General features: G+C 35.5%; 18 protein-coding genes. 3 read left to right on the top strand and 15 right to left on the bottom strand.

Annotated features, from left to right (window positions below; genetic code table 11):
* Positions 1–9: 9 nt before the first annotated feature.
* From fabD to B0I10_RS08360, 6 genes are all read right to left on the bottom strand, one after another.
* Complete coding sequence (fabD, locus tag B0I10_RS08335) at positions 10–882, bottom strand: ACP S-malonyltransferase (RefSeq protein ID WP_112086050.1); 873 nt, start codon at positions 880–882, stop codon at positions 10–12.
* A 173-nt stretch (positions 883–1,055) separates the two neighbouring features.
* A complete protein-coding gene (locus tag B0I10_RS08340; protein WP_112086051.1) occupies positions 1,056–1,583 on the bottom strand; it encodes a YceI family protein in 528 nt (175 codons plus the stop codon).
* A 69-nt stretch (positions 1,584–1,652) separates the two neighbouring features.
* A complete protein-coding gene (locus tag B0I10_RS08345) occupies positions 1,653–1,946 on the bottom strand; it encodes a (4Fe-4S)-binding protein (protein WP_112086052.1) in 294 nt (97 codons plus the stop codon).
* Between the two features lie 17 nt (positions 1,947–1,963).
* Complete coding sequence (locus B0I10_RS08350; RefSeq protein ID WP_112086053.1) at positions 1,964–2,248, bottom strand: GNAT family N-acetyltransferase; 285 nt, start codon at positions 2,246–2,248, stop codon at positions 1,964–1,966.
* 6 nt (positions 2,249–2,254) lie between these two features.
* The gene (locus B0I10_RS08355) at positions 2,255–2,971 is read right to left on the bottom strand and encodes a pirin family protein (protein WP_112086054.1); all 717 of its coding nucleotides are present in this window, start codon (positions 2,969–2,971) and stop codon (positions 2,255–2,257) included.
* A 112-nt stretch (positions 2,972–3,083) separates the two neighbouring features.
* Positions 3,084–3,659, bottom strand: coding sequence for a Crp/Fnr family transcriptional regulator (locus tag B0I10_RS08360; RefSeq protein WP_112086055.1), 576 nt, complete (start codon positions 3,657–3,659; stop codon positions 3,084–3,086).
* A 63-nt stretch (positions 3,660–3,722) separates the two neighbouring features.
* Between B0I10_RS08360 and B0I10_RS08365 the strand changes: the two genes are divergently transcribed.
* Complete coding sequence (locus B0I10_RS08365) at positions 3,723–4,280, top strand: sugar O-acetyltransferase (protein WP_112086056.1); 558 nt, start codon at positions 3,723–3,725, stop codon at positions 4,278–4,280.
* A gap of 29 nt (positions 4,281–4,309) precedes the next feature.
* On the opposite strand, the gene purT is transcribed toward B0I10_RS08365, so the two are convergent.
* From purT to B0I10_RS08390, 4 genes are all read right to left on the bottom strand, one after another.
* Positions 4,310–5,476, bottom strand: coding sequence for a formate-dependent phosphoribosylglycinamide formyltransferase (gene purT, locus B0I10_RS08370; RefSeq protein WP_112086057.1), 1,167 nt, complete (start codon positions 5,474–5,476; stop codon positions 4,310–4,312).
* Positions 5,477–5,480: 4 nt separating this feature from the next.
* Positions 5,481–5,963, bottom strand: a complete 483-nt coding sequence (locus tag B0I10_RS08375) for a hypothetical protein (protein ID WP_112086058.1) — start codon at positions 5,961–5,963, stop codon at positions 5,481–5,483.
* A gap of 219 nt (positions 5,964–6,182) precedes the next feature.
* Positions 6,183–7,367 (bottom strand): pyridoxal phosphate-dependent aminotransferase, encoded by a 1,185-nt coding sequence (locus tag B0I10_RS08385; RefSeq protein WP_181456926.1) that lies wholly within the window; start codon positions 7,365–7,367, stop codon positions 6,183–6,185.
* Positions 7,368–7,410: 43 nt separating this feature from the next.
* Entirely contained in the window at positions 7,411–8,505 is a 1,095-nt protein-coding gene (locus B0I10_RS08390) for a fatty acid desaturase family protein (RefSeq protein ID WP_112086061.1), read from the bottom strand.
* Positions 8,506–8,611: 106 nt separating this feature from the next.
* Between B0I10_RS08390 and rsmG the strand changes: the two genes are divergently transcribed.
* On the top strand, positions 8,612–9,241 hold the full coding sequence (gene rsmG / locus B0I10_RS08395) for a 16S rRNA (guanine(527)-N(7))-methyltransferase RsmG (protein WP_112086062.1): 630 nt from the start codon (positions 8,612–8,614) through the stop codon (positions 9,239–9,241).
* A 56-nt stretch (positions 9,242–9,297) separates the two neighbouring features.
* Here the strand turns inward: rsmG and B0I10_RS08400 are convergent, their stop codons facing one another.
* The 5 genes from B0I10_RS08400 to B0I10_RS08420 form a co-directional block, all read right to left on the bottom strand.
* Complete coding sequence (locus B0I10_RS08400) at positions 9,298–11,571, bottom strand: T9SS type A sorting domain-containing protein (RefSeq protein ID WP_112086063.1); 2,274 nt, start codon at positions 11,569–11,571, stop codon at positions 9,298–9,300.
* Positions 11,572–11,678: 107 nt separating this feature from the next.
* Complete coding sequence (gene pruA, locus B0I10_RS08405; protein WP_112086064.1) at positions 11,679–13,304, bottom strand: L-glutamate gamma-semialdehyde dehydrogenase; 1,626 nt, start codon at positions 13,302–13,304, stop codon at positions 11,679–11,681.
* A gap of 292 nt (positions 13,305–13,596) precedes the next feature.
* Positions 13,597–13,983, bottom strand: coding sequence for a Co2+/Mg2+ efflux protein ApaG (apaG, locus tag B0I10_RS08410; protein WP_112086065.1), 387 nt, complete (start codon positions 13,981–13,983; stop codon positions 13,597–13,599).
* A 3-nt stretch (positions 13,984–13,986) separates the two neighbouring features.
* Complete coding sequence (locus B0I10_RS08415) at positions 13,987–15,111, bottom strand: DUF3667 domain-containing protein (RefSeq protein WP_112086066.1); 1,125 nt, start codon at positions 15,109–15,111, stop codon at positions 13,987–13,989.
* A 3-nt stretch (positions 15,112–15,114) separates the two neighbouring features.
* Positions 15,115–16,365: a type IX secretion system plug protein gene (locus tag B0I10_RS08420; RefSeq protein ID WP_112086067.1), complete on the bottom strand. Its 1,251-nt coding sequence runs from the start codon at positions 16,363–16,365 to the stop codon at positions 15,115–15,117.
* Positions 16,366–16,744: 379 nt separating this feature from the next.
* Here B0I10_RS08420 and B0I10_RS08425 point away from each other — a divergent pair, with 379 nt between their 5' ends.
* Entirely contained in the window at positions 16,745–18,094 is a 1,350-nt protein-coding gene (locus tag B0I10_RS08425; protein ID WP_112086068.1) for a Na(+)-translocating NADH-quinone reductase subunit A, read from the top strand.
* Position 18,095 lies beyond the last annotated feature (1 nt).

Genomic DNA, 18,095 nt, shown 5'->3' on the forward strand with positions numbered 1-18,095 from the left:
AGACTTTTATTATGCTGAAACCGTTTCTACTTCTTTATTAATTTTATTCACCAATCCAACCAATACTTTCCCTGGTCCAACTTCAGTAAAACTAGCAGCACCATCGGCTATCATCTGTTGAACAGATTGCGTCCATCGCACCGGAGCCGTCAATTGAATAATTAAGTTCTTTTTAATTTCCGTCGGATCCGAAACCGCACTCGCTGTCACATTTTGATACACGGGGCAAATTGGTTTAGCAAATGTTGTCGCCTCTATCGCTGCCGCCAATTTTTCTCTAGCCGGTTCCATCATGGGTGAATGAAAAGCTCCGCCAACAGGAAGTAGTAATGCTCTTTTAGCACCTGCTGATTTCATAGCTTCACATGCTTTTTCTACTGCAGAAAATTCACCTGAAATCACCAATTGTCCCGGGCAATTATAGTTTGCTGCAACAACAACTCCATCAATAGCATCGCAAACTTCTTCTACAATTCTATCATCTAAGCCTAAAACCGCAGCCATCGTTGACGGAGTGATTTCGCAGGCTTTTTGCATCGCCAAAGCTCGTTTGGAAACTAATCGCAAACCATCTTCAAACGATAATGCTCCATTGGCAACTAAAGCTGAAAATTCACCTAAGGAATGTCCGGCAACCATATCGGGTTTAAAATCGGTTAATGTTTTAGCTAAAATTACTGAATGTAAAAAAACTGCGGGTTGGGTCACTTTTGTTTCTTTTAATTCTTCTGCAGTTCCTTCAAACATAATAGCTGTGATTCGGAAACCTAGAATTTCATTCGCTTTTTCAAATAATTCTTTAGCTAGTGTTGAGTTGTCATATAAATCTTTGCCCATTCCTGTGAATTGTGCTCCTTGACCAGGGAATACGTATGCTTTCATTTGATGCTGAATTTATTTCAGCATCACTTTAATGCTGAAGGTTATTTTGAAAGACAAAAATACTACTTTTTTAGCATTTTTAAGAAAAGTTAAAAATGAGAGAAAAGCAAAACCTCCATCATGCAAATGACGTCGGGAGGCTTCTATGGAAAGAGTGTTAGTATTCTAAACATTTATGATTTTAGCAATTGTAATTCGATGTTTAGTTTAACTTCTTCACCAACTAAAACACCACCCGTTTCCAGAGCAGAGTTCCAAGTTAATCCCCAATCTTTACGGTTTATTTTTCCGGAAATATTCAATCCAGCTTTTGTATTTCCCCATGGGTCTTTCATCAATCCGCTAAATTCAGCAGAAAGTTTTACTGATTTTGTAACACCTCTAAAACTCAAATCGCCTGATAATTCATAATCACCTCCATTTTTAGTGAAAGAAGTTGCTTTGAAAGTTAGTTTTGGATTGTTTTCGGCGTCAAAAAAGTCACCACTTTTCAAATGATTGTCTCTATCTGCGTTATTTGTACTGATAGAATTGATCTCTGCTGAAAATTCAATACTTGCATTTTCAAAATTATCACCTTCTGTTTCGATTGTTGCATCATAGGTTCCAAACATTCCTGAAACATTGGTAAACATCATGTGTTTAACTTTAAATCCGATTTGTGAATGTGTTGGGTCAATTGCCCATTTTGTAGTTGCCATAATTTTATTGTTTAATAATAAGTATCTTTCTGATAAGGCAAATTTAAGGGAGGCATACCGATGGGGCACTTAACCTAGATTAAGAAATAAAAAAACTGGAAACCTTTTTAGATGTCCAGTTTTAAATGAATTTGTTAGTTTATTTTTTTTATAAAACGTTAAAGCTCCCGAAGGACATTTATTGACGGTTTCAATTATTTTTTCAGTAGATGAAGCTTCAATTTTAATCCAAGGTTTTTCTTTGGGTTGAAAGACATCCGGATTGTTTTGAACACAATTTCCAGAATGAATACATTTCCCTGCTTCCCAAACAACGGTTACCTCGTCGTTTGAATATTCTTTTTTTATATTAGTAGCTTCCATAACTTTGAATTTATTGGTTACAAAACATCTCGAAACTCTTTCGTTTTATCAAAAACGCTTTTTGCAAAAGGACATAGCGGAATGATTTTTAAATTTTTCGCTCTAGCAAATAAGACAGCTTGTTCAACCATTTTCTTTCCCAATCCTTTTCCATTGTTGCCGGGGTTTACTTCCGCTTGGTCGATGATAATTTTATCATTTCCCGCAAAAACAAAAGTCATTTTTGCTTCCGTTTTACCATCTATTGTTGCTTTAAAGCAACCATTTTTTTCGGTAAGTTCTAATTTCACTTCTGTCTTCATATTGAATTAATTTTCCATGGGTATTTCCATAATTAAAAATTTAGCAGCGGAAATGGCTTTAATTTCTATTTCAGCAGTATCCCAAATTCCTATAGCATCTCTTTTTTCTAATTTCTCACCATTCACTTCAATTCCACCATCTATATTCATGATGTAAAATCCGTTACCTTCTTTTTTAAGAGCTAATTTTTTTGAAAAGTCTTTGTCAAAAGCACTCATATAAAACCAAGCGTCTTGATGAATCCATACACCTGCATCGTCTGCATTTGGCGATAATATTTGAGCAAAATCATTTTTTTGTAATGATTTGTCTAACGTAATTTGTTGGTAACGAGGTTCTACATTTCTTGTTTTTGGGAATAGCCAAATTTGAAATAACTTCGTTTGTAGGTCAGCATTTGGATTAAATTCTGAATGGCGAATTCCGGTTCCGGCACTCATTACTTGCACATCGCCTGTTTTGATAGTTTCGGCATTTCCCATACTATCTTTGTGAGCCAAATCACCCTCGAGAGGAATGGTAATAATTTCCATATTATCATGTCCATGTTCGCCAAAACCCATTCCGGCAGCAATAGTATCATCGTTTAAAACTCTCAAAGTTCCAAATTGTACTCTTTCTGGATTGTACCAACTTCCAAAACTAAAACTGTGAAAAGCATTTAACCAACCATGATTGGCGTTTCCTCTAGTGTTTGCTTGATGTAAAACTGTATTTTTCATGATTTATAAGTATAGTAATTAATAATATGCAAATTTACAAATAGCTTGAGTGACGAATACTTAATGTAGGTTAAGAAATGTTATCAGTTGTTAGACAACTGAAAACTGACAACTATTTTCTCAACATTTTACTTTTCATTTTACTGAAAAACTCTGGGGTTACCCCAATATAAGAAGCAATCTGTTTTTGCGGTACGCGTTGAATTAGCGTAGGGTAGCGTTTGCAAAATTTATCAAAACGATCTTCGGCCGATAAGCTTAAATTATCCATCAATCGTTCTTGATGAGCGACCAACGAGTTTTCGGTTAAAATTCTGAAAAAGCGTTCCAGTTTTGGGATTTCAAAATACAATTGTTCCTGATTTTCTTTGGATAGCAATACTATTTCGGAGTCTTCCATCACTTCAATGAATAAATTGCCGGGTTTTTGAGAGAGTAAACTGTACATATCGCCAATCCACCAACCTTCACAGGCAAAATGAAGCACATGTTCCACAATATTGTCATTGATGTTAAAACTTCTCAGTAATCCCGAATTGACAAAATAAGAATATTTGCAAATTTCTCCGGCATTGAGCAAAATGGTTTTTGCTTTGAAGTGTTGAACTTCAATTTTTGAAAAAAACAATTGTTCCTCTTCTACAGTTAAGGATATGTGTTTAGAAATGTTTTCAAGAATAGATTTCATTAAGTCAAAAATACGATTTTAATTTTATAGAAATGGTATCTTTGAAAGATTGAAATGTAAAGAATGAAAACCGAAAAAGATAAAATGTTAGCTGGCGAAATTTATTTTGCAAATGATAAAATTTTAGTTGCAGAACGATTACGTGCCAAAAAGTTATTACATAAATTAAATGTGACCGAATATGTAATGAATGGAAATGCAAGAAATATTCTTCATCAACTAATGCCAAATGCTCATAAAAGGCTCTATGTTGAACCACCATTTCACTGTGATTATGGTTACAATATTCATGCAGGAGAGAATGTGTATTTCAATGTTAACTGTGTCGTTTTAGACACGATGAAAATAACGATTGGTAACAATGTTTTCTTTGGCCCAAACGTTCATGTTTACACTGCGACACATCCGCTAAATCCAATTGAACGACGAACGGTTGAGTTTTCCAAGCCAGTTTCTATTGGCAATGATTGTTGGATAGGAGGAAATACAGTAATTTGTCCGGGTGTAACCATCGGGAATGGTTGTACCATCGGTGCCGGTTCGGTTGTTACAAAAGATATTCCTGATAATTCATTGGCCGTTGGAAATCCAGCAAAAGTGATAAAAAACTTAGCTTTTTAGTAGATGGTAGAGTAAAAATTTATGTTGATTTATGAATGAACAGAAACTATTTTAGCGGCTGTTTTTGCTTTTTCTACAATATCTTCAATCGGAGTTTCTAATGTGGCATTTACCAAGGTAACACCCATTCTTCTGTAAGGTCGTGAAGTTGGTTTTGCAAAAATTCTAAAATCTGTTTTAGGTAAACTTGCAATTTTTTCAATCCCTGAATAAGTGGGATGATTTGAATTTGCAGTAGCTAAAATAACGGCACTCGCACCGGCTTTTTCTAAGGTAATTTCGGCAATTGGTAAACTCAAAATTGCTCGCAAATGTAATTCAAACTCATTAAAATTTTGCGTTCCGGCCAAGGTTACCATTCCGGTGTCGTGTGGTCTTGGTGATAATTCAGAGAAATAAACACCTTCATTAGTTAGGAAAAATTCCACACCAAATAATCCGGCTCCGCCTAGTGCTTCTGTAACTTTTCTTGCCATATTTTGAGCTTCATAAATGTCTTCTTCTGTAACGTTTGCGGGTTGCCAACTTTCTTGATAATCACCACGTTCTTGTCGGTGGCCAATCGGAGCACAAAATAAAGTGGGTAAATTATTGTTTTGTGTCACGGTTAATAACGTGATTTCGGAATTAAAATTCACAAAGGCTTCCACGATTACTTCGACCACATCGCCACGAGAACCTTCCACGGCATAGTTCCAAGCTTTGGCAATATCTTCGTTTGACTTGATGGTTGATTGTCCTTTTCCGGATGAACTCATTAAAGGTTTGACTACACAAGGAATTCCAACTACTAAAACCGCTTTTTCTAATTCTTCGGCTGAAGTTGCATAGCGATAATTTGCTGTTTTTAATCCTAATTTTTTTGCCGCCAAATCACGAATGGCTTTTCGGTTCATGGTGAAATTTGCCGCTTTCGCTGATGGAACAACAGTTATGCCTTGCTTTTCATAGTCATAAAAACGTTCGGTTCTGATGGCTTCAATTTCGGGAACAATGAAATCGGGTTGATGTTTGGCTACAATTCGATCGAGTTCGGCACCGTCTAACATATTGATAATTTCAAAACCGTGAGCCACTTGCATCGCCGGAGCATTTTCATAACTATCCACTGCAATTACCGTTTGGCCGATGCGTTGTGCGGCAATGACAAATTCTTTTCCGAGTTCTCCGGAACCGAGTAGGAGGATTTTAGACATTTTCTCAGATATTTTTTAATTTATTTTGAGTCAGTTTAACGATAATTAAACTTTTAGAAAAAGTTGTAACAATAGTTGCGAAAATAAAGGTAATTAGTATTGTAATTGTTCCAATCAATAGAGATTTTATTTGAGATTCTAAAACTACTGAAAAACCGAAAAGAAATAATGAAAAAACAAATATCAAAAATAAAATTAAAAATAATTTAAAGTTTAATTTAATTGTAAATAGAAAACTTGAAAGTAAAATATTTTTAGTTATCAGATAATTAGAAATTTTTTTTCCTTCATACCATAAAAGAAAAATAAAACTAAAAGGAATAATTCCTCCCCAAATTAATGGATGCCAGAACCCTTGTAAGCCAGAAGTAAATATTAAAAAATTGAAAGGCGGAAATAAAGAAGCAATTAGTACAAGAATTGAAAAAGTCAATCCTACTGGAAGACCAATTAAAAGAGCGTATCGACTACCTATTTTTTCTTTCATATTCTAATTTAGCAGGGTTTGCGTGAGGGATTGAAGTGGAAAGCCCGCAGCACAAAGGTTGAGTTTTTGCGGGTTGTGCCGGCGACCAAAGAAGCCGAGCACAACCCGACAAAAACCAACCTTTGGGCGAGGACTTGCAACGAAAAGCCCGTTCGCCTTTTCGGCGAACACGCCAAAGTTATAAAAAAAGCCCCAAGTTTCCTTGAGGCTAGATAGATTTTATGCTAAAACTTCTTTGATTCTTCGCATTGCTTCGGTGAGCAATTCTTCACTGGTTGCGTAGGAAAATCGAATGCAATCGGGGTTTCCAAAGGCATCTCCGGTTACGGTGGCTACGTTGGCTTCGGCTAATAAATACATCGAGAAATCGGTTGCGTCTTTGATTAAAGTGCCACGTAACGTCTTTCCAAAGTAAGATGAAACATCAGGAAATACGTAAAAAGCACCTTCGGGAACGTTGATTTTTAAACCTGGAATAGCTTTGATTAAACCTACGACTAAATCTCTTCTTTTGTGAAACGCTTCCACCATGTAATTCAACACTTTTGGGTCGGCATCCACAGCAGCAATCGTAGCTCGTTGAGCAATAGAATTAGCTCCTGAAGTCACTTGGCCTTGCATTTTTGTACACGCTTTCGCGATAAATTCCGGTGCTCCGATGTAACCGATTCTCCATCCGGTCATCGCGAATGCTTTGGCTACTCCATTCACAGTGATGGTTCTTTCAAACATTCCGGGTACGGAAGCAATACTGCAAAAAGTGCCTGAAAAATTGATGTGTTCGTAGATTTCATCGGCTACAACATAAATGTTTGGATACTTTTCCAACACTTTTGCAATGGCTGTAAATTCTTCACGAATATAAACAGATCCGCTTGGGTTGCAAGGCGAACTGTACCAAATCATCTTGGTTTTTGGTGTGATGGCTTTTTCTAATTGTTCGGCGGTGATTTTAAAGTCACTTTCTACGGAAGTTGGAACTTCAACCGGAATTCCGCCTGACATTTTGATGATTTCGTAATAACTCACCCAATAGGGAGCGGGTAAAATGACTTCATCATCCTCATTCAACATACATTGAGCAATGTTGTAAAGGGATTGCTTTGCACCGGTGGAAACAACAATGTTTGCCGGTTTATAATCTAAATTGTTATCTCTTTTGAATTTTCTGCAGATGGCTTCTTTTAATTCGGCGTAACCATCAACAGGCGAATAAGTGCTGTAGTTTTCGTCGATTGCTTTTTTTGCAGCCTCTTTAATAAAATCGGGCGTGTTAAAATCAGGTTCGCCTAAACTTAAACTGATGATGTCCTTTCCTTGAGCTTTTAATTCTCTCGCCAATGCTGCCATAGCTAAAGTTTGAGAAGTAGATAAATTGTTAATTCTATCCGATAACGAATTCATTATAGTTGTGTTTTGTGTGTTTACATTTTAAAAAGTAATCTGTTTATGCCATTTGTGGTTCTTGACCCAACTCTTTCAAATGTTTGAAGTGAGCAATTACAGCAGCTCTCATAGTTTTGAACTCATGGTATGGTAAATTACATTCTTGAGCAGTTTGTCTCACAATATCAGCAATTTTACCGTAATGAACATGACTGATATGAGGAAAAATATGGTGTTCGATTTGGTGATTTAAGCCACCGGTATACCAGTTTACAATCCAGTTTTTAGGAGCAAAATTAGCTGTGGTAAACAGTTGGTGAATTGCCCAAGTATTTTCGATTTCGCCATTTTCATCCGGCACAGGATTGGTGGTTTCTTCGACAACGTGAGCCAATTGAAAAACGATACTTAAAATTAAACCGGCTGTATAGTGCATCACGGCAAATCCAAGTATTACTTTCCACCAAGTGATTCCCATAAGCATTGGTAATACTAACCATATTGAGAAATAAATCACTTTAGTGATGATTAATGTGGTCCATAACATTTTAGGACTTTTTGGTTCACCGTACGATAATTTACGTTTCAAATAGGCTCTCATTTGTTTAAAATCAGTAGTAATTGCCCAATTGAACGTCAACAAACCATACAAGAAAACAGAATAATAATGTTGAAATTTATGAAAATATCTCCATTCTGATTGTTTTGAAAATCGAATTACTCTTCCAGCATCTAAATCTTCATCATGACCAACGATATTTGTGTAAGTATGATGTAAAACATTGTGTTGCACTTGCCAATTGTAAACATTTCCGGCTAGAATGTATATACTGCCGCCCATGATTTTATTCAGCCAAGGTTTGTTAGAGTAAGAACCGTGATTTCCATCGTGCATGACGTTCATTCCAACGCCAGCCATTCCAACGCCAATAACGACATTGAGCAGCAAATAAGCCCAAAAAGGCATGTTCATAGCCAAAAGGAAGAAGTAAGGAGTTAGAAAAATGGTAAACATCACTATTGTTTTCAGGTGAAGTTTCCAGTTTCCGGTTTTTTGAATATTGTTTTCTTTAAAGTAATTGTTCACTCGACTGTTTAATGTTCTAAAAAACTTTAGACTGTCTTCTTTTGAGAAAGTTGGAATTGTGGTATTCATGTAAATATAAATTTTTTCAAAGGTAAGTATTAATATAAATCATAACGATGAACAAACAATAAAATTTCAACACCAAAATGTTTACTTTTGTTAAAAATAGCACAAGATGGAAGAAATTTTAAAGTATTTTCCTAATTTATCTGAAAATCAAGTACTTCAGTTTGAAAAATTAGGTGAATTGTATCCCGAATGGAATGCGAAAATCAATGTAATTTCCCGAAAAGATATTGATGAATTGTATGTGAAACACGTTTTACATTCATTAGGCATTGCCAAAGTGATGGAATTTCAACCTAAATCGACAGTTTTAGATGTAGGAACCGGAGGAGGTTTTCCCGGAATTCCGTTGGCGATTTTATTTCCGGAGACCCGTTTTTATTTGATTGATGTGATAGCAAAAAAAATAAAAGTTGTCAATGAGGTTGCTACTGCTTTAGGTTTGAAAAATGTAAAAGCTGAACAATTGCGTGCTGAAAACGTCAAAGGAGATTTTGATTTTATCGTAAGTCGAGCAGTTACCAATATGCCGGATTTTGTTTCTTGGATAAAAGACAAAATCAAAAAGCAAAACAATCACGAACTCAAAAACGGAATTTTGTATTTAAAAGGAGGCGATTTAACCGAAGAGTTAAAAGATTTCCCAAAAGCAACAGAATATAATTTATCGGATTATTTTTCGGAAGAATTTTTTGAAACGAAGAAAGTGGTCCATTTGCCGTTGAAGTTTAAAATATAAAACCACGAATGCACAAATTATTCGTGCCTTCGTGGTTGAGTTTAATTTACCAAAAATTAATTTTTAATCAACTTCTGCACAAAACTTCTTTCGGCGGATTCAATTTTGATAAAGTAAAATCCATTTGATAAATTGACATCCAATTGATAATTTCCTTCAATAGAAATGTTATTTTGAGAGAAAACTTTTTTACCCGAAGTATCAACAATCGAAATCGATACGTTTGAAAGTAAGTTCGAACTATACATTTCAATCGTATTTTTAATTGGATTTTTGATTAAAATAGTTTCAGCTAAAATAGGTTGTTCGACAGATAAAGGGTCGTTTAAAATTTCATTTAAGGCAAATTCAACATTTCCAGCAGATAATGTTACGTGATCTTCATTTTCTGTAGGGACAAAAGTTGCAGCAAAAGGTGTAATTGAAGCATCGGTTACCGTTGAATACCAATTTGGATTAACAATTGCCAACGAACTCAAGGTTGGAATAAAACAAAAACGGTCGATGGCTAAGTTTGATAAAAAGTCGTCTAAAGTTGGGTTTCCACTACCTCCATCAGCAAAATCAGCTACATTAAACAAGCCACCTGGAGCCGAGTCAAAACCGGAGGAAGTTGCTGGTGAAGCTGCATTGGCTTGACTTGAAAATACGGTTAACCAAACAAATAGAAATTGTTGAGCTCTAAAACGACTAACCAATTGATTTGAAACACCCGCAGGTGGTGTAAAACGTACATCAAATCGAGCTCGTTGCGTGTCGGTTGCATTGACGATGTAATCATTTAGGACAAACATTCCGGGCGTGCCGGTCATCATTCCGCTACCGCTTCCATTGCTGATGGCTACATTTCTGGTTTCTGTGGGGAAGCCCATTGTATTTAACTCATTTTGAAAAGCGGTTCTAAAATTCGGAGCACCAGTTGGCAATTGAATGGCGTTATCAAACTCGGTTGCACTTCCGGTTTGCAAATGACCGGTGAAGTGATCAAGCAGCATTTGTTTGGCTGCCGGACTTGACAACACACTGTTTACAACCCCTTGGAGCGTTACATCACCCAACGGGCCGTTTGCCATATAATTAAACAAATGTTGAAAACCTATTGGAACATTTGCTCCCAAGTGTGGCGAATCAAACGAAATATACAAACGGGTGTCGTGTTCCATCTCGTTTTGTTCCATGTAACGTAACGCATATCGCGATATGAGTCCGCCCATACTTGGTCCGATTACCACATTTTTTTCAGTCCCTACTTTTTGAGCATTAATTAGATTGATAAGTTCTACCAGAGTCATCGCATTTCGCTGAATAAAATCGGCACCACCATCAATCACGACTCCTTCTGCTGGAGAATATTGTGGAAAATTCAACACTACAATATCAAATCCTTCATTCCGAACAATGTCACCTAAATTTTGATCGGTATCGCCATAATTTAGTAGAGAATAAATCAATTCTGTATTTCTTGTGTCACCCGGATCAAAACCATCAATTAGAAAAATAGGTTTATCTAAAACTTGATCCACGTTGTCCAAATAAATTTCGTATTCGCCTTGACCTAAATAGGCAGCGTTTTCTCCAAAACCTTGAAAAGGAACAGAGGCAGTTATGGTTTCGGCTAAAATTTCATTACCATTGCGATTCGCTAAATCTGAACTTCCTTGCACTTCAAGGGTCGATTTTATAATTGCACTTTCTCCGTTTGTAAATTCAATTTTAAAAAAGATTGATTTTTTGCCTGAAGTTGCAAAATCAACAGAAATAGGTTGATTTACTGAAGCCGTTAGCCAAAGATTATTGTCAGTAAAACTCATATAAATAGCCTGAATTTTTTTGGATGTTGTGTTGAAAATATTTTTGTCTTTCAAAATAAATTCAACCGATTTGTTTTTTGATTTAGAAACTATCGGAGCCATCAATGTGATTTCATGTTGTTGAAAAGCATCAGCAGACGATTTATTCAACACAAATTGATTGTTGTTTTTAGAAATTGTGTTGCTCTCTAATGCTTCTGATTTGATGGTTTCCACTTCAGAAATTAAAATGGAAAGTGGAATTTGCTTGGTGAAAAAAGCATCATCCGCTTCTTTTTTCAACACTTCATACTTGGGTAATCGATGTAAAAAATCCGCCCGTTGAATTTCATGATACACTTGTCTGAAATACATGGCTGAAATCTCATCCTTTTTGGTTTTGGTAATTTTAGAAATATCAAAAACCTGGTTATATAAAATTTTAGTTTTTGTATGGTCTTTCAATAAATCATATTCTCCTTTTTGAGCAAAAGAAAATAAAATTGAAAATAAAGCGAAGAGCGTAATTTTTGTTTTCATTGACAGAGAATTAGTTTTTGAAGTTTAATAGTTTAGTTATGTCAAATATAAAAAAAAGTCCGAAGATTTAACATTCGGACTTTATAAATTTTTAATTTATTCTTAAATTATCCTAGAAATGGATAACGGTAATTTTCAGGTGTAACAAACGTTTCTTTAATGGTTCTGGGCGAAACCCAACGCAATAAATTTTGAGCAGAACCTGCTTTATCATTGGTCCCCGAAGCTCTTGCTCCACCGAAAGGTTGCATCCCAACTACAGCTCCGGTTGGTTTGTCGTTTACGTAGAAGTTTCCTGCACAATTTTCTAATGCTTGCGTTGCTTCGGTAATGGCATATCGGTCTTGACTGAAAACAGCTCCGGTTAAGGCATATTCTGAAGTTTCATTAATCAACGTTAAGGTCTCTTTCCATTTTTTATCGTCGTAAACATAAATGGTTAGAACAGGTCCGAATAATTCGGTTTCCATTGTGGCATATTTTGGATTTGAAGTCAAGATAACAGTAGGTTCAATAAAATAACCAACTGATTTATCATAATTTCCACCGATGATTACTTCAGCATCTTTGTCTTTTTTAGCTTGGTCGATGAATTTAGCTAATTTATCAAAAGAACCTTCGTGAATTACCGCTGTAAAGAAATTTGAAAAATCTTCCGGTGAACCCATTTTGATGGTTGCCATTTCCGATTTTAATTCGGCTTCAACGGCTGGCCACAAACTTTTGGGAATGTAGGCTCTCGAAGCAGCGGAACATTTTTGCCCTTGAAATTCAAATGCACCACGAATTAATCCTGTGGCAACTTGTTTTACGTTGGCACTTGGATGAGCGACAACAAAATCTTTTCCGCCGGTTTCACCGACGATTCTTGGATAAGTTTTGTATTTGTGAATGTTAGTTCCGATTTTTTTCCAGATCTCTTTGAAAACAAATGTTGAACCGGTGTAATGAACTCCGGCAAAATCAGCGTGATCAAAAATGGTATCCGAAATCATTACCGGATCACCAAAAACAACGTTGATAACGCCATCTGGAACACCGGCTTCTTTGAAAACATCGATAATGATTTTTGCTGAAAATACTTGACTATCGCTTGGTTTCCAAATTACCACATTGCCCATCATGGCTGCACTGGCAGGAAGATTGGCGGCAATGGCGGTAAAGTTGAAAGGGGTGATTGCATATACAAATCCTTCTAATGGACGGTATTCTACGCGATTCCAAACTGATGAATCAGAAGCAGGTTGGTCGTTATAAATTTGTGTCATAAACTCGACATTGTATCGCAAAAAGTCAATTAATTCACACGAAGCATCGATTTCGGCTTGGTGAATGGTTTTGGACTGAGCGATCATCGTTGCAGCATTGATTTTAGCACGGTACGGTCCGGCAATCAATTCGGCTGCTTTCAAGAAAATGGCAGCACGTTGTTCCCACGGCATAGCTGCCCAAGCTTTTCTTGATTCTAATGCGTTGGTAATGGCTTTTTCTACGTGACTTTTTTCGGCTAAATGATAGGTTCCTACGATGTGTTTGTGATCGTGCGGAGCGGACATATTGCGGGTATTTTTGGTACGAATTTCTTCGCTACCTATATATAATGGTACATCGATTTTGCTGTTCCACATTTCTTTGTAAGCCATTAAAACAGCTGCTTTCTCCGGACTGTTGGGAGCGTATGATTTTACGGGTTCGTTGATGGCTTTGGGTACGTGAAAAAATCCTTTTAACATAAGTGTGTTGTTTGATTAGTAGACATTTTGGTAATTATATAATTCTTTCTGTATGAATTATGAAATGGAACACAAAAGTACAAAGGTTTTTTTGAATTTTTGACAACTGGGTTTGTATTTTAGGGAATTGTTAGCACTCACGCCTAGCCCCGATAGAAGTGGAAAGCCTTTTGCAGAATTGTTGCATTTTTTCTTGGTGAAAAAGAGCGACCTTGGGAGCTACTTTTTTGCCATAGAAAAAAGCAACAAGACAAAAAAGCTTGCAACGGATAGCGGGGATAGCTTCTGGAAATTAATTTAAAGCAAATGGAGCTCCTAATTTGAAGGTAGGAACAATCACTCTAAAATTTCTAGTTGAGGTAAAATTGATCATATTGAAATAACCACGCATGGCTCCAAACGGCGACGATAATAAACAACCGGAACTGTAGGTATAATTTTCGCCGGGTTTTAGGACGGGTTTTTTGCCGATAACGCCTTCACCGTCAACGATTTCGTTGTAATTGAGTGAATCAAAAATTTCCCAATGACGCGTCATGAGTTGCACGGAATCTTTGCTGTGGTTTTCGATGGTAATGTGGTAACTAAAGGCAAAATGAAGCTTGTAGTTCTTGAAGTACGTGCCTTCAAAACTAGTGGTAACTGAAATTTTTATGCCTCTTGTGATTTGTGAAACCATAATTTAATACAACAAAAATCCTATAAAAAAAACCAAAAGTACTACAAATGAAGCTGTTGTTGGTAATAGAAAGTTCAAAATTACAAATTTTAAAATTGTTTTCCACCTACTTTGTTGATAAAAATTTCTTAATGCTTTGTAAAAATAAATGGGCGTTATGATTAGAAATATCCATCCTAAGTCTAAACCTGTTAATAATCCGATAATTTCTACCACAAATATGATTAAAAACATGAATGTCATAAAATTAAATACAAAAACCATATGTTCTGCGTAGGATAGTTTTTTTCTGTAATATAAAATAGCAAATACGATTGTTAAAAAGGGTAAAGAAATAAATAAAATAAATGGCATTTTGTCGAACAGATATGCAGAAAATAGCTCAAAACCGTTTTTACCAAAATTGTCCTCTTCATTCAATTTTTTGAATTGATAGGTTTTTTTGAGTAAATACAAATTCCATTTCGATTTTTCATGTTTTAATGAATCGAGTATTTTTGGGGGATAGGTTGTTTTAGAATGGTCAAAAAAATTGGCATATGTTTGGACTTTTCGAGACGTTCTCTTTAAAAAACCAAAACCTGCAATTTGTTTTTCGGTATAAAATTTTTCTTTTTTTACTGTGTCTTTTTTTATTACAATATTGTTATTGCCAAGGCTGATTTGAACGGGTGATTTTGGGTCGTTTAAATCGAGTGAATCTTGAGTTGTTTTTGTAGAATCTTTTTCTTGATTATTTTTCTCGCTTTTTTTGATAATAGTTTGGTCCAAATCAACAATTGTTTCTTCGCTAAACTTCGTAACCAATCCGCTGAAAATAAAATAGATTAACGATACACTTAAATAAAAACGAAATGGATTGGCATAGGTTTGTCGCTTGCCATCAATAAATTCTTTTGCTGATTTTCCTGGTTTGGTAAATAATTTAGTTATAGTGTTTTTTACCTTAGAATCATAGGCATAGAAATTGGCCAAAAATTCATCTACAAAGTCCTTTAAACTTAATCTTTTTGTAGTGTTTTTTTGTCCACAGTTGGGACAAAATTTATCCGAAATATCTAGCGGATGATTACAGTTTAAGCACTTTATTCCGCGATAATTTTTAATCTCTCTTTTGTACTCAGACATACTTTATTTGATAATATCAACCGAACTCGCCATTCCTTTCCCGATTACCCGATCAAAACGGTCGTTGTTAGCTCGATAATAAACTACACAAAAATAATTGTTTTCTGTTTGAAAAAAGTTGCCGTCTAACGCATTTTCAAAATCCACACGGCCATTAGCATCGGCTAGCGTGTATTCGTAATTGGTAAAGCCTTGTTTAATAATCATGGCTTTTTCATAAATGCCTTTTTCTTTGTTGTAATCCATTTTATATTCCGGTATCAAAGCATAATTGTTGAACATCCCGGTTATATAAATGTCTTTTTTCCCATAGTATGTTGGGGCACTCAAAGTGAAAAACACCCACGAATAATCCGCTTCTACATTCACGTTTTCCCTTGCACCTACGTTATTAATTAAAAAGTTGCCGTTGTAGTCAGGAAAAAAGGTGTATTCTAAGTTGCCTCGACTGGCATTAGGCATTAAATAGGTATTGTATATTCCTTTCAATTCAATATAACGAACATTGTTTACCGCATTTCGAATGTCTTTATTCTCATAAAACAAAAATTCGTTGCCGGCCCAAAACTGCGTTTCTTTATCGTATTTATAAATTAAATCGTTACCAATAGTAAACATCGGTTTCACGTTGGTGATGGCGGTGTTCCAAATACCGTTTTTCAACAGCATAATTTTAATGTTCTGAATTGGATTTTGCAACAACATGTTGTTTGGTAAAATCGAAAACTCTAAATTGTGTTTCTGATTCAAAACCCTGACATCACGAGCACTTTTTACTTGCATTGGCACCGCAACCAAATCTTCGTATAAAATGAATTTTCGTGAAAAAACTAATTCCTGACTGTTGTTAAATATTTTTAACATATAATTTCCACTCACTTTGAACCCTTTGGTAAATTGATTTGGAAACGAGATACGATAATGGGAATACAATTGTAAGGTGTTGAACGAATTTTCATAGTCAATGATACGTTGGTTATCCAATCCCACAATATATTCGTTTAGGTTCAATTGTGATTTGGTCCAATTGTAATCGCAATGAGTAATGGTGTAATAATAATTTGCTTCATCGCCGTACAGATCGTCAAAAACAAATTGGAACGAATCGCCTAATCTAAAAATAGGAATCGCATTGATGTTATTTTGGATAAAAGTGGCAGTTTTAATGTTATAAGGCGGAGCAATTTCTTGTTCAATTTGAGCTATAGAACTACAACTAACAAAACAAATCACTAGTAAAAAAAGGTTTCGCATGAGAGAATTTTTTAATCAAAAGGTAAATATACTATTTATTTGCTAACATAAAAGATGCCACATAATTTTCCGATAGAATATTTTTTATTTTTTTAGGATCGAAAGGATCGGGCATTTTCAGCCAATCATGTTCCTGCTTTTCGCCATAGTTTTGGTTCTGAACACCAGAACAAAAAGCTATTGGCTTCAATCAGGGCTAAGAAGGAATTCATTAATGCGAATCATTTCAATTGAAAATCAAATCATTATTTAGAATTAATATAAATAAATAAAAAACGATTAGACATTTGTTAATCATGTCGCTCAATTGTTATTTAATTTTTAAATTTGCACCGTTTAAAATTATGTAAACTATTTACTAATCATATCTTCCTAAAATATGTCCAAAGACATTCGAATCAAGAAAGGGTTAGACTTAAAACTCGTTGGAGAAGCAGAAGCAAAAGTAGATGCAGTTTCACGATCACAGGTCTATTCCATAAAACCTTCTGATTTTCATAAAGTTACACCAAAATTGGTGCTAAAAGAAGGAGCCGAAGTTAAAGCAGGAGAAGTCATTTTTTATTCTAAAAACGATGAAGCAGTAAAGTTTGTTTCGCCTGTTTCGGGAAAAATTAATGAAATCAAGCGTGGAGAAAAAAGAGTTATTTTGGAAATCAACATTCTGGCCGATGCTCAAGACACTTTTGTGGAGCATGGAAAGAAAAACCCAAAAGAATTGTCAGCAGATGAGGTGAAATCGCATTTGCTTGCTTCAGGTTGTTGGCCTTTTATCAAGCAGCGTCCGTATGATGTTGTAGCAACTTCCACTGATTCTCCGAAAGCAATTTTTATTTCTGCGTATAGTTCTGCACCGCTATCTGCTGATGTTGAAGTAGCATTAAAAGACAAATTAATTTCATTTCAAGCGGGAGTTGATGTGTTAGCAAAACTGACACAAGGAAAAGTTCATCTTTCAGTCAACGGTAAGACAAATTCTATTTTCAGTTTTGTTTCTGGAGTAGAATTACATAAGGTTTTTGGCCCGCACCCGTCTGGTAATGTTGGCGTACAAATTTCAAAAATTGACCCAATCAATGCGGGAGAAAGAGTTTGGGTTGTTGCTCCACAAGACGTTGCCATTATTGGGGATTTATTTTTAACCGGAAAATTTGATGCAACCAAAGTAATTGCATTAACCGGTTCAGAAGTGTCAAAACCACAGTATTATACTATTCGAATTGGAGCTCAAATAAAAGAAATCGTATCAGGAAAATTAGCTTCAGACAATGTTCGAATTGTTTCCGGTGATGTTTTTACAGGAGATAAGGTTTCTGTTGGTGGAAATTTAGGTTATTATGCAAATACTGTAACTGTTATTCCGGAAGGTAATCAATACAGAATGTTTGGTTGGATGCCTTTTGCAGGAGCAAACAAACACAGCATGCAACGTACTGCCTTGTCGTGGTTAATGCCAGGCAAAAAATATGTTGCTGATACCAACTTGAATGGTGAAGAACGTGCGTTGGTTGTTACAGGTGAAATGGAAAAAGTAATGCCCTTGGATATTTACCCAATGCAACTACTAAAAGCTTGTTTGGCAAATGACATTGATAAAATGGAAAGTTTAGGAATCTACGAAGTAGCTCCCGAAGACTTTGCCTTGATAGATTATACCAACACTTCTAAACTAGAAGCACAGGTTATTATTAGAGAAGCATTAGATTTAATGATTAACGAAGTAGGTTAAA

It is taken from the genome of Flavobacterium lacus, assembly GCF_003268815.1.
In the GTDB taxonomy this organism is placed as follows: domain Bacteria; phylum Bacteroidota; class Bacteroidia; order Flavobacteriales; family Flavobacteriaceae; genus Flavobacterium; species Flavobacterium lacus.

Bases quoted from the DNA above. Each gene is read 5' to 3' on its own strand.
- fabD (WP_112086050.1), bottom strand. From the start codon at position 882: ATGAAAGCATACGTATTCCCTGGTCAAGGAGCACAATTCACAGGAATG.
- B0I10_RS08340 (WP_112086051.1), bottom strand. From the start codon at position 1,583: ATGGCAACTACAAAATGGGCAATTGACCCAACACATTCACAAATCGGA.
- B0I10_RS08345 (WP_112086052.1), bottom strand. From the start codon at position 1,946: ATGGAAGCTACTAATATAAAAAAAGAATATTCAAACGACGAGGTAACC.
- B0I10_RS08350 (WP_112086053.1), bottom strand. From the start codon at position 2,248: ATGAAGACAGAAGTGAAATTAGAACTTACCGAAAAAAATGGTTGCTTT.
- B0I10_RS08355 (WP_112086054.1), bottom strand. From the start codon at position 2,971: ATGAAAAATACAGTTTTACATCAAGCAAACACTAGAGGAAACGCCAAT.
- B0I10_RS08360 (WP_112086055.1), bottom strand. From the start codon at position 3,659: ATGAAATCTATTCTTGAAAACATTTCTAAACACATATCCTTAACTGTA.
- B0I10_RS08365 (WP_112086056.1), top strand. From the start codon at position 3,723: ATGAAAACCGAAAAAGATAAAATGTTAGCTGGCGAAATTTATTTTGCA.
- purT (WP_112086057.1), bottom strand. From the start codon at position 5,476: ATGTCTAAAATCCTCCTACTCGGTTCCGGAGAACTCGGAAAAGAATTT.
- B0I10_RS08375 (WP_112086058.1), bottom strand. From the start codon at position 5,963: ATGAAAGAAAAAATAGGTAGTCGATACGCTCTTTTAATTGGTCTTCCA.
- B0I10_RS08385 (WP_181456926.1), bottom strand. From the start codon at position 7,367: ATGAATTCGTTATCGGATAGAATTAACAATTTATCTACTTCTCAAACT.
- B0I10_RS08390 (WP_112086061.1), bottom strand. From the start codon at position 8,505: ATGAATACCACAATTCCAACTTTCTCAAAAGAAGACAGTCTAAAGTTT.
- rsmG (WP_112086062.1), top strand. From the start codon at position 8,612: ATGGAAGAAATTTTAAAGTATTTTCCTAATTTATCTGAAAATCAAGTA.
- B0I10_RS08400 (WP_112086063.1), bottom strand. From the start codon at position 11,571: ATGAAAACAAAAATTACGCTCTTCGCTTTATTTTCAATTTTATTTTCT.
- pruA (WP_112086064.1), bottom strand. From the start codon at position 13,304: ATGTTAAAAGGATTTTTTCACGTACCCAAAGCCATCAACGAACCCGTA.
- apaG (WP_112086065.1), bottom strand. From the start codon at position 13,983: ATGGTTTCACAAATCACAAGAGGCATAAAAATTTCAGTTACCACTAGT.
- B0I10_RS08415 (WP_112086066.1), bottom strand. From the start codon at position 15,111: ATGTCTGAGTACAAAAGAGAGATTAAAAATTATCGCGGAATAAAGTGC.
- B0I10_RS08420 (WP_112086067.1), bottom strand. From the start codon at position 16,365: ATGCGAAACCTTTTTTTACTAGTGATTTGTTTTGTTAGTTGTAGTTCT.
- B0I10_RS08425 (WP_112086068.1), top strand. From the start codon at position 16,745: ATGTCCAAAGACATTCGAATCAAGAAAGGGTTAGACTTAAAACTCGTT.